Source organism: Brevibacterium otitidis (assembly GCF_042429315.1).
GTDB classification, from domain to species: Bacteria; Actinomycetota; Actinomycetes; order Actinomycetales; family Brevibacteriaceae; genus Brevibacterium; species Brevibacterium otitidis.
In genome coordinates, this window is sequence record NZ_JBHMAU010000040.1 from 1 (window position 1) to 2,208 (window position 2,208).

Sequence of the window (2,208 nt, forward strand, 5' to 3'; positions counted from 1 at the left end):
GCTGTCGAAGTCATGGACCCGTTCCACGTCGTCAAACTCGCCGGTGATGCCCTCGACGAGGTACGCCGCCGCATTCAGCAGGAAACCACCGGGCATCGCGGACGAACAACAGACCCGTTGTATCGGGCGCGCAGGACTCTGCACACCGGTGCTGATCTGCTCACGGCCAAACAGCAGGAGAAGATCGTAGACCTCTTCGCCGACGCCAACTTCACCGCCGTCGAAGTCACCTGGGCCGTCTATCAAGACATTGTGCGCGCCTACCGAACCAACGACGGCAACGAGGGCAAGAAGCTCTTACAATCAGTCATCGACGATCTGACGACGAATCTGCCGACAGGACTGGCCGAACTCAAGCGGTTAGGACGGACTCTGAAGCGTCGAGCTGCTGATGTCCTGNTCTACGGGGCTCAGCGCTGGGGTTCCGCAACCTCACGCACTACATCGCGAGATGTCTGCTCGACTCCGGTGGCTTCAGACCAGTTCTATACTCTCAATTACGATGAGCCTCTTTTCGCACTCTGGAAGTTTTGCCGTTCACCGAAGTCTCGGGAACGCCACCCCGTTGCCAGGATGGAATACGCCACGTGGCTACGCCGCGACGCGCTTGGGACTGCTGATGGTTTGGTTGACTTCACGACTGGATAGATTCCAGGAAGGATAGAAGTCATGCCCAAGATCTACACCGATGAGTTCAAGCAATCAGCGCTCGAACTCGTCAACGACGGAATGACCCAGAAGCAGGTGTGTGCTGATCTCGGGATCTCGAAGTCAGCCCTGCAAGCCTGGGTGCGCGATGCTCGACTGCGTGAGCACGGCTTCGAGCCCTCCCGCGATCCCAAGGAGGTACGGGCCCAGGCGGCAGCGCTCAAACGCGTCCGAGAGCTTGAACGGGAGAACAAGATCCTGCGTGAGGCAGCAGCGTATCTCTCGCAGGCGAACGTGAAGCTCGGCGGTCAGCACCCAAAATGACGTACCCGCCGGTACCGTGACCTTGCTGCCACCGGGGTGCTGGTGGCGGTGACCTGTCGGGTGCTCGGCTTTTCGAAGCAGGGGTTCTACCAGTGGTGCGCGAATCCGGTCTCTGATCGGGACTGGGATGAGGCGCACCTGCTCAATGCCGCCTACGACATCCATGCAGATGACCCGCCAGTATCGGATTTCGTTTCATCGCTGATGAACTCGCTGCTGCCGGCTACTGCGCTTCTGAGCGTCGCGTGTGGCGACTGTGCTCCAGGCAACAGCTGTTTTCCCTCACAGTTAAGCGCGCCCGCACACACGGCAAGAAGCCCGGCCTGCCGGTCTGTGATGACCTCGTCGAACGTGACTTCACAGCCACAACCATCAACGAGGTCTGGCTAACGGACATTGAGCGCCACGAGGCGCTTTCGAGCCTTGCGGTGGTGAAAGGACACCGCTTCGCGTCTGTCGCAGCAGGCGTGGGATAGCTGGAGGACGATCTGCTGTGCTGGCGTGAGCGTGGTGGGTGGAGCAGTCCTTGACAACGACGAGTCGTATCAGTACTGCCAGATGGTGCGGGCTTGGCTAGCGAGGCGGAGAGGCATACGGATAGGAACCAGTGGCTGAAAGCCCCTCAATTGAAAACCACCGACTCCAACCTGGTGGATGTGGGTCGGGTTGCATCGCGTACCTGCGCCGTTTCGGCGGTGGGGAACTCCTGGGCTGGGTGATGTCGCCGGTCGGGAGGCCATGGTGAAAGCCTGCGGCGTAGCTGTGGCGAGGATGCTGGGGCATAACTGGGTGCCGATCCCGTCGAAGGGTTCGAAAGTGAACGTGGGAACCATCCCGGTCCTGCCGGAGGAACGTCGCTGCCAGCGACGGCGCCGAGGGCTGAGTGCACGGTCTGCTGATCGGGTCGGGGTGGGGCGGAGGGCCTGTAGTAGTCCGGGGCTGGGAAAGCCGGTCGCATGGCGAAGGGGTCCAGTGTGATCGCAGGATTGAGAAGCAGTAGGGGAGATACAGCCGTGAATGCGGATGTTTCGTGGCCAGCTGACTCTTCGGAGGCGTGGGCGCGCGTACTGAGAATGCAGACGAAACTGCACCAATGGGCGACGGCTGATCCGGGCCGTCGTTTCGATGATGTTGTCCCGCGTCAAGTAGTTGGCAGGATTTCCTTGGTTTTGAATGTCGGGGTGGTGGGGTCGGCCAGGCCCAGGTGCACCTCCTTGGGCCGGTTCCATGAGATGG

General features: G+C 60.8%; 1 protein-coding gene and 1 pseudogene. Both read left to right on the forward strand.

The genetic code is table 11. The annotated features are described in order from the left end of the window. Positions 1-506 (forward strand): annotated as a pseudogene (locus ACFFN1_RS05780) (transposase); the annotation flags it as partial. A gap of 163 nt (positions 507-669) precedes the next feature. Then, on the forward strand, positions 670-972 hold the full coding sequence (locus ACFFN1_RS05785) for a transposase (RefSeq protein ID WP_376839476.1): 303 nt from the start codon (positions 670-672) through the stop codon (positions 970-972). Positions 973-2,208: the final 1,236 nt, after the last annotated feature.

What these genes read in the sequence shown, in the direction of transcription:
- ACFFN1_RS05785 (WP_376839476.1), top strand. Translation starts at nt 670, where the DNA reads ATGCCCAAGATCTACACCGATGAGTTCAAGCAATCAGCGCTCGAACTC.